Annotated in this window: 9 protein-coding genes; 4 read left to right on the forward strand and 5 right to left on the reverse strand. The window is 68.8% G+C overall.

What is annotated here, in order from left to right; genetic code table 11:
* The first annotated feature begins 23 nt into the window (after positions 1-23).
* Positions 24-320 (forward strand): antibiotic biosynthesis monooxygenase family protein, encoded by a 297-nt coding sequence (locus ACFRAU_RS24000; protein ID WP_377996863.1) that lies wholly within the window; start codon positions 24-26, stop codon positions 318-320.
* On the opposite strand, the gene ACFRAU_RS24005 is transcribed toward ACFRAU_RS24000, so the two are convergent.
* Together ACFRAU_RS24005 and ACFRAU_RS24010 are read right to left on the reverse strand one after the other, a co-directional pair.
* Positions 317-2,395 carry a S1 family peptidase gene (locus ACFRAU_RS24005; protein ID WP_378001758.1) on the reverse strand — a complete coding sequence of 693 codons (2,079 nt, stop codon included), beginning with the start codon at positions 2,393-2,395 and terminating at the stop codon, positions 317-319. The two genes, ACFRAU_RS24000 and ACFRAU_RS24005, sit on opposite strands and share 4 nt — an antisense overlap.
* Positions 2,392-3,099: a tyrosine-protein phosphatase gene (locus tag ACFRAU_RS24010; protein WP_378001759.1), complete on the reverse strand. Its 708-nt coding sequence runs from the start codon at positions 3,097-3,099 to the stop codon at positions 2,392-2,394. The genes ACFRAU_RS24005 and ACFRAU_RS24010 overlap by 4 nt, the downstream gene beginning before the upstream one ends.
* Before the next feature lie 167 nt (positions 3,100-3,266).
* On the opposite strand from ACFRAU_RS24010, the gene ACFRAU_RS24015 reads away from it, so the two are divergent.
* From ACFRAU_RS24015 to ACFRAU_RS24025, 3 genes are all read left to right on the forward strand, one after another.
* Positions 3,267-4,118: an SGNH/GDSL hydrolase family protein gene (locus ACFRAU_RS24015; RefSeq protein WP_378001760.1), complete on the forward strand. Its 852-nt coding sequence runs from the start codon at positions 3,267-3,269 to the stop codon at positions 4,116-4,118.
* A gap of 136 nt (positions 4,119-4,254) precedes the next feature.
* Positions 4,255-4,686, forward strand: a complete 432-nt coding sequence (locus tag ACFRAU_RS24020) for an SRPBCC family protein (protein ID WP_378001761.1) — start codon at positions 4,255-4,257, stop codon at positions 4,684-4,686.
* A gap of 48 nt (positions 4,687-4,734) precedes the next feature.
* Positions 4,735-4,974, forward strand: a complete 240-nt coding sequence (locus tag ACFRAU_RS24025; RefSeq protein WP_377996858.1) for a DUF6480 family protein — start codon at positions 4,735-4,737, stop codon at positions 4,972-4,974.
* Positions 4,975-4,997: 23 nt separating this feature from the next.
* Here ACFRAU_RS24025 and ACFRAU_RS24030 read toward each other — a convergent pair whose 3' ends face one another.
* The 3 genes from ACFRAU_RS24030 to ACFRAU_RS24040 all read right to left on the reverse strand — a co-directional run bounded on the left by ACFRAU_RS24030 (position 4,998) and on the right by ACFRAU_RS24040 (position 7,908).
* Positions 4,998-5,852, reverse strand: a complete 855-nt coding sequence (locus tag ACFRAU_RS24030; RefSeq protein WP_378001762.1) for a 3-hydroxyacyl-CoA dehydrogenase family protein — start codon at positions 5,850-5,852, stop codon at positions 4,998-5,000.
* Complete coding sequence (locus ACFRAU_RS24035; protein WP_378001766.1) at positions 5,849-6,631, reverse strand: enoyl-CoA hydratase/isomerase family protein; 783 nt, start codon at positions 6,629-6,631, stop codon at positions 5,849-5,851. The genes ACFRAU_RS24030 and ACFRAU_RS24035 overlap by 4 nt, the downstream gene beginning before the upstream one ends.
* A gap of 65 nt (positions 6,632-6,696) precedes the next feature.
* Positions 6,697-7,908, reverse strand: a complete 1,212-nt coding sequence (locus ACFRAU_RS24040) for a thiolase family protein (RefSeq protein WP_378001763.1) — start codon at positions 7,906-7,908, stop codon at positions 6,697-6,699.
* Between the last annotated feature and the right edge of the window lie 212 nt (positions 7,909-8,120).

Consider the following 8,120-nt stretch of genomic DNA (forward strand, 5'->3'; position numbering starts at 1 on the left):
TTCGCCAATGGAGGTGATGCAACGTGCAGGTTTACACGTTGGGAATTTGGCTCATCAGACCGGGCCACGAGGATGACTTTGTGAAGGCCTGGAAGGACATGGCCGATCGAACGCACAAGGAGTTTCCGGGTGGGCGAGGCCTGCTGATGCGTGACCGCGACGTGCCCAACCGGTTCATCAGTACCGGGCCGTGGGCGTCCCTTGAGCAGATCGAACACTGGCGCTCATCGGCGACTTACACCGAGGGCCTCGCGTCGGTCCGCGACATTGTGGAACACTTCGAGCCGCACACCCTGGACGAAGCCGCCACCATCGGCTAACGCTTGCCGCGCCGCCGCACCACTGCCAGCAGCAGGCCACCCAATACCAGCGCCGCGCCTGCGATAGCTGCGGCGAGCGTCAGGCCTGACACCCCCGTGTCCGCGAGCAGTGCGGGGGCCGCTGCGGCGGTGTCCGGGCCAGGGTCAGTCGTGCCGCCGGCAGGTAGCACGGCCACAACCGTCGGCTGGGGCGCAGGCACTAGCACTGCCGGTTCGGGGCCCTGTGCGGCCGCCGCCGGTGGGGACGCAACCGGTGGTGCAGTCGCCTCTGGCGCTGTCGGCTTCGGCGCCGGGGTCTGTGCCGCAGGCTCCGGCGCAGTGCGGAACGTGCTCAGCCCGGAGCGGCTGAAGCCGTTCACCGTCTGCGCGGTGAACTCCGGAGCGGGGCCGGGCGCGCTGAAGGCCCAATTGCCCGCGGCGTCGACGTCCACGTCGAACGGGTCGCTGCCCGGGAAGGTGACCCGGACCTGTGTTCCCGCCGGCACATCGGTGGCCGGGGCCGTGGCCAGCCGGCCGGTGATCCGCTGACCCGGGGCGATCGGCCCTGCCGGCAGGGACCCGGCCAGGACCGGCTTGTTCAGGAACAGCCTCAGCTGGACGCCCGGGAGGACGCCCATCGAATCCTGGAGCGTGGCCGCCACGGCGAAGTTCTCTGCGGAGTCGCTGGAGTTTCCCGCGGAGTGCGTGCCTACGGCGTAGTTTCCGCTGATCCACGGCCCGCCGGAATCACCGCCGCTGGATTGCACGGACGTGGAAAGGAATCCGCTGAAGGATCTCACGTCGGCGGGGTCCCCCGAGCCTCCGCCCACAATGTAGATCCCCACCTCGTCCACGGTGCCGCATGACCATCCCGCGGCCCGCCCGGAACGGCAAACGGCCTGCCCCACAAACGGCGGCGCCATGCCCACGATCTTCACGGAGCCGGTTCCGAGGCGGGCAGCGTCCTCCCACGTGGTGGCGGCCGGGAGCGGGTCGAGGTCCGGCCGGATGGACTCGATGACCGCGATGTCGTTGCCCGGCCTGCCGGGATTCTCCGGATCAGTGACCCTCGAGTTCCCCGGACCGCCGAACTGGCTGAAACCGAATGTCCCGAGTTCTCCGGTGACCGCATTTTCGGCCGCGAATCCTCCGGCTGGGTCCCCGGCCGGAAGGGTCACCTCTGCGAGCCGCGCGGCGCCGTCGTCGGCACAGTGGCCGGCGGTGAGGACCAAAGGCTTGCCATCGGGGCTGAAGGCGCTGAAGCCCGCGGAACAGACCACCCCGCCGTCGATCCGGTACCCCTGCCCGCCGAAGAAGTCCTCCTCCGGGGCCAGCGGTTCGCCGGACTCGAGGACTACGTTGGCATACTGCTGCACGAATTCCGACGGCGATAGTCGCCCGCCGCTGGCCCGGTCCGCCGACGCCGGAGCCTGGCTGGCCGTGGATTCGGCACCGTCCGCCGGGGTGTGGTTCGCCACTGTGCCGCTCGCCATTGTGCCGTTCGCTACTGTGCCGTTCGCCTCTGTTGCGGGCGGCGGCTCCGACTGCGGCTCGTTGACCCCGCCCGTGCGGATGATGAACTTGCCATCCGCCTCGGCGACGGCCTGGAGCCCCGCCGGTCCGACCTCGCGGAGGTACGCCTGGTAGAGCTGCCGGACGCTGGCGGCCCGGAGGTCCTTCCCGGTTTGCCCCGTCGCGGTGTTCCCGGCAGCTGGGTCCGGGGCAGTCGTTTCCCGGGCAGCGGTGTTCGGCAAAGCGGTTTTCGCGGCCGCGGTATCCGGCAAAGCGGTTTTCGCAGCCGCGGCCGCACGTTTCCCCCGCTCCCCTGCGGCGTTGAATTCCGCCAGGGTCATGCCCAGGTCCCGCTGAACGGCTTCGGCAAGACCCTCACCGGAAACTCCCGACGCAGCCGGGTCTGACGGGGTCGCAGCCGGGGACGGCACCGCCGGCGAGGTGTCCGCGCCGCTGGCCACCGCCGTCGTCGTGCTTTCCAGGGCGGCGTGAGCGGGCACTGAGGTAAGCGGGGCGCCCAGCGCCACCGCCACCGCGAGGGCAAGTGCGCGCCGGAGTGCGGTGCCGTATACGGGAGAAGTCACAGGGCAACCCTGGCGCCGAGGGCCGCGAGCACTGCTTCCAGTTCCGGCTCCGTGACGCCGCTCCGCAGCAGGAACTCGCGCGTGTTGAGCTCGCGCACGAAGTCCAGGACCCGGGCGCCCCGGTTTTCCAGAAGCGGGGCCAGGGTCTCCTCGTCGAGGTAGCGTTCATGCGGATGCGGCGGCCACATGGTCCGGTGGCGCTCGTTGATGCTGCGCATGGCGGCCTGGTAGCTGGCCACGATCTCGGCATCGCCGGCGCCGGCCAGGTCCTGGAGCATGGCCGCGATCATGCCGCTGCGGTCCCGGCCGGCCGAGCAGTGGATCACGACGCCGCCCGGCGCTGCGGCCACGGCCTTGAACACGGCGGCCAGCCTGTCCGGAAAGAGCCGGGCATTGGCGGCATAGTGCGCGGGATCGTTCAGGTAGGGATCGCACAGGGCCTTGAACTCAGGATTTTCCGGGTCCTCGGTGGGGGCAAGGACCACGTCGAACGCGGCGAGCGCCTCGCCCACCTCCGGATCGCTGGGCCGGCGCTGCCGTTCGCCGGGGTTGCGGAGGTCGATGATCGTGCGGATGCCGTCGCGGTAGGCCTCCTTCCACCCCGCCTCCGTGAGCCATTCCCGCCGCCCCATCCGGTAGACGGAGCCAGCCACAAGCCAGGCGTTCACCGCCCCGTCCCAGCCGATTTGTCCCCTCGCGTTCACGGAGCCAGCTAACCACACCTGCCCCGGCGGCCGCACGGGGTCCGGTCCAAGTTGCGGCAGATGGCGGGCTGCCGGACGCCTGATTGCCGGGCCGGGGCGTTGACGGCGGGCGTACTCTTGGACAACGGGGGCGCCGCTCCACGGCCTGAGCGAATATGGGGATTCAGATGACAGCCAAACAGTCTTTGCCACGGCGATTCGCCCGCCTCACCGGGGTCATCGCGGCATTTGTCCTGGCCGGCCTGACCGCCGCGCCGGCATCCGCGGACCGGTTCGATACCTACGTCGCCCTGGGCGATTCCTATGCCGCAGGCCAAGGCGCCGGACCGTACGCGGACGCCTGCCTGCGGAGCGGCCACAGCTATCCGGCGCTGCTGGACGCGGCGCGCAAGATCAGCCTGACCGGGAATGAGGCCTGCAGCGGCGCCACAACAAGCACCGTGCGGGCGGACCAGATTCCCTCGCTGAGTAAGAAGGTGGACCTGGTGACCATCACCGCCGGAGGCAACGACCTGGACTCCATTGGGGCCCTGGTGATCTGTTCTCAGGACTCCGGTCCGGCATGCACCGCCGCCCTGTCCCAGCGGGCGGCCGTCCTCCAGACCGCCCTGAACAATCCGGCGGCAAGCCCGTTCTTCCAGGATCTTCTGGCCATGCTGAACGACGTCAAGGCAAAGGCACCGCGGGCTGACATCTACGTGACCGGGTACCCGTTGCTGTTCGAGCCCGGCGCTGGCCCGGCCGCCGGCCCGGTGAACGGGCTGACGCAGCAACTGAACGCGGTCATCGCCAACGCCGCCCACACAGCCGACGGCGGTCGATCGAAGGTTAGCTATGTGGACGTGTCGGGCGCGTTTGCCGGGCACGGGGTCGGATCGGCGCAGCCGTGGATCGTGGGGCTGCCGCCGCTCTGCACCGCCTCTTCCACCTGCGGCACGTCGTCCGCCGATATCTTCCACCCCACGGCCGACGGCTACGCCAAGGGCTACGCCGCCTCCATCCGGGCGGCGATCGGGTAGTTCCCGCACGGTCCGGGGCGGCCCGCCCGGACCCCGTCGGCGCGGCCCGCACTGGGGGCGGCGCGGCCCTCACTGGGGGCGGCGCGGGACTGACCAACCCGGTGTGCCAGGCGGCGCGCGTGACTAGGCTGGTGTCATGATCACAGTCTCGGGCACTGTCGCTTCGTCCCTGCCGGCGCGGACTGCGTTCGCCTACCTCTCCGCGTTCGAACACACCAGCGAGTGGGACCCGGGCACGGCGGTCATGGAGAAGCTGACCGAGGGACCCGTCGCCGTCGGCCATCGATACCATGCCGAGGCGCTGTTCCGGGACAAGCGCCAGCCCATCGAGTACGAGGTCATCGAACTGTTCGACAACCACATCAAGCTCCGGGGAGAACACCGGAATCTCGTGGCCTTCGACTCGATCGACGTGCGGTCACTCACTTCCGGATCCGAGGTGCTGTACACGGCCCAGTTCAGCATCAACTGGCCCTACAAGCTGCTGCAGCCGTTCCTCACGCCGCAGTTCATGAAGCTCCGCGACCCGGCCCTGAACGGGCTCCGGCAGAAACTCGAATCCCTGTAGGCCTGCCGCAAAACTGCAGCAGTCCACACATCGGCAAAGGAGGACTCCGTGAGCAGCCAAAACCCCGATCCCCTGGAAGACCACCTCACCGGGCTGGAGCCGGGCGGCGGAGTGCCGCCCGGGGAAACACCTCCCGCTGAAGGCTCCACCGGCGGTCCGCAAGGGCACGACGAGGGCGGACCGCCACGCGGAACGCAGGTGGCCGTGCTGGTGGCTCTCGGCATCGTCGTACTGCTGTGCCTGCTGTTCTTCGTCGGCTACATGATCGTTGTAGGCGGCCTGTTTTAGGCGCCCTTGGGTTATTCCGCGGGTCACTCCGCCCAGTCGAAGAACCCCTTGCCGGTCTTGCGCCCCAGTTCGCCGCGGGCCACCTTGTCCCTGAGGATCTGCGGCGGCGCGAAGCGTTCCCCCAGCGTCGAGTGCAGGTATTCGGCGATGCCCAGGCGGACGTCCAGGCCAACGATGTCAGTGGTCTTCAGCGGGCCGGTGGGGTGCTTGTAGCCCAGCACCATGGCGGCGTCGATGTCTTCCGCGGAGGCCACGCCCTCCTCCACCATGCGCATCGCCTCCAGCGCAATCGCCACGCCCAGCCGGGAGGACGCGAATCCCGGGGCATCATTGACGACGACGGCGGTCTTGCCCAGTGCTTCCGTCCAGCCTTTCGCTGCGGCCGCCAGCTCGGATGACGTCTCCTTGGCCACCACCACCTCGATCAGGGTGGAGGCCGGCACGGGATTGAAAAAGTGCAGCCCCACGAAGCTGGCAGGCCGCTGCAGCTGGGCGGCGAGATCGGTCACCGAGAGCGACGACGTGTTCGAGGCCAGGAACGCCCCGGGCGCCAGCTGTTCTTCCACGGCTTTCAGGGCGCTGACCTTCAGCCCGAAGTCCTCCGGGACGGCCTCCACCACCAGGCCGCAGCCGGCGAATGCCGAATAGTCGGTGGACGTGCTGAACCTCGCCAGAACATCCTCCGGGGTTCCCTCCAGGGCGCCGCGGGAAGCGGACTTGGCGACGGCATCGGCGACCCGGGTGCGGGCGCCGGCGGCAGCATCGCCGTCGCGCTCCACCACCACGACGGTGGCGCCTTTGATGAGGAAGGCGTGGGCGATTCCTGCGCCCATCCGGCCGCCGCCGAGGACTCCGACGTGCTGGGGAATGGCGGTCATGATTTGGTCCCGTCTGTGGTGTTCTTTTTGGCTGAGTTCTTCTTGTCCAGGAAGGCCTGCATCCGGTCGAACTTGGCCTGCGACTCGAACAGGATTCCCTGGGCCAGCTGGTCGATCAGCGGGTGCGCCTCCGCCGGGGCGTGGAACACAGATTTGGTGATCCGGACGGCCAGCGGGTCCTGCCGGGCGATGCGGTCAGCCAGCCGGTGGGCCGCGTCCATGAGCTCGGCCGGCTCGTGGAGCTCGGTGACCAGGTTGACGGCCAGGGCCTCGTCAGCCTTCAGCACCCGGCCGGCCAGCAGGATTTCCTTGGCCACCGGCTCCCCCACGAGTTCCTTCAACCGCCAGCTGGCACCGGCAGCGGCCAGGATGCCGAGGCCTGTTTCCGGGTTGCCGATCCGCACCGCGGGGGTGCCGATCCGGAAGTCGGCAGCGTAGGCCAGTTCGGCTCCGCCGCCCAGGCAGTAGCCGTCCAGCGCGGCGATCACCGGCATGGGCAGTTTGGCGATCCGCACAAAGATGGTGGAGTTGATGCCCTGCAGCGCGTCGTCGCGGCGCCGCTCCCGCAACTGCGCGATGTCTGCGCCCGACGCAAAAACGCCGCCGGTGCCGGCGATGATGAGGACCTTGGGGTCCTTTTCCAGCGCGGCGCACACCGCATGGAGCTCGTCCACCATCTGCTGGTCGATCGCGTTGCGGACGTCCGGGCGGTTGAGGAGCACCACCACCCGGTCATCGCGCTCTTCGACCAGGAGGGTGCTGAACTCGTGCGTGCTCAAGTGTCCGTTCGCGCTGTCCGGGCCGTTCGCGCTGTCCTGGCCGTTCGCGCTGTCATGGCCCGGCACTAGACGCGCTCCAGCAGCATGGCCGTGCCCTGGCCCACGCCGATGCACATGGTGGCCAGGCCGATCCGCGCGTCTTCGCGCTCCATCCGGCCCAGCAGGGTGATGGCGATCCTGGAGCCGCTGGAACCCAGCGGGTGTCCCAAAGCGATCGCGCCGCCGTCGTTGTTCACAATGCCGGGGTCCAGCCCAAGGCGCCGCACGCTGGCAAGGGACTGGGTGGCGAAAGCTTCATTAAGTTCGACGGCGCCAAGGTCACCGACGCTGAGCCCGCTCCGTTTGAGCACCTTCTGGGTTGCCGGAACCGGACCGATGCCCATGATTTCCGGCTCACAGCCGGCGGACGCGCCGTCGATGATGCGTGCGCGGGGCGTGAGGCCCAGCCGCTGGACTGCGGCTTCGGAGGCCACGATGACGGCGGAGGCGCCGTCGTTGAGGGAGGACGAGTTGCCGGCCGTGACCACCGAGCCGCCCGGAACCACGGGGCGGAGGCCGGCCAGCACGTCCATGGAGGTGCCCGCGCGCGGACCCTCATCGGTGTCCACCACGGTCTCGGCCTTGCGGGTCTTGACCGTCACCGGGACGATTTCGTCCTTGAAGCGGCCCGCCTCGATGGCCGCGAGTGCCCTGTCGTGGGAACGGACGGCGAAGGCGTCGGCGTCCTCGCGGGAAATATTGTCCACGCGGCCCACTTCCTCGGCGGTTTCCGGCATGGAGAACGTCATTTTGCCGTCCCGCGACAGCTCGCCCTTCGTGAACAGCGGGTTCACGAACCGCCAGCCGATGGAGGTGTCGAAGATGTCGCCGGGCTTCGCGAAGGCGGTCTGTGGCTTCTCCTGGACCCAGGGCGCGCGGCTCATGGACTCGACGCCGCCGGCCACCACGATGTCCGCAGCCCCGGACTTGATCATCTGGCTGGCCATGATGATGGCGCTCAGGCCGGACGAGCAGAGCCGGTTCACGGTGATGCCCGGGATGTGCAGAGGAAGGCCGGCGAGGATAGTGGCCATGCGCGCCACGTTCCGGTTCTCCTCGCCTGCGCCGTTGGCGTTGCCCAGGATGACCTCGTCGATCGCGTCCGGATCCACGCCAGCCCGGGCCACGGCCTCGCGGACCACCAGCGCCGCCAGATCATCGGGCCGGACCGCCGAGAGCGCTCCGCCGTATCGTCCTACCGGGGTGCGGGCACCGCCGACCAGAAAAGCCTCGACCATGAGAACATCCTTTTCGCAGAAGCTGGGCCGGAAGCTGAATAAATTACCGACCGTTCGTTCTATAAAGATTACACGGTGCGGGCACCCGGTCAACGGGACCGGAGTTTTTGTCCAGTTGCGCAGGTTGTCAAGCTGTGTGGAGTCACTGGGCTGGTTGTTTGGTTGTTTCGGGTAGGTTGATTCCGGCGTGGCTGGGTGGGGCTGGTGTGGTG

The organism is Arthrobacter sp. NPDC056691, assembly GCF_042791415.1.
Lineage (GTDB): Bacteria > Actinomycetota > Actinomycetes > Actinomycetales > Micrococcaceae > Arthrobacter.

Bases quoted from the DNA above. Each gene is read 5' to 3' on its own strand.
- ACFRAU_RS24015 (WP_378001760.1), top strand. From the start codon at position 3,267: ATGACAGCCAAACAGTCTTTGCCACGGCGATTCGCCCGCCTCACCGGG.
- ACFRAU_RS24020 (WP_378001761.1), top strand. From the start codon at position 4,255: ATGATCACAGTCTCGGGCACTGTCGCTTCGTCCCTGCCGGCGCGGACT.
- ACFRAU_RS24030 (WP_378001762.1), bottom strand. From the start codon at position 5,852: ATGACCGCCATTCCCCAGCACGTCGGAGTCCTCGGCGGCGGCCGGATG.
- ACFRAU_RS24040 (WP_378001763.1), bottom strand. From the start codon at position 7,908: ATGGTCGAGGCTTTTCTGGTCGGCGGTGCCCGCACCCCGGTAGGACGA.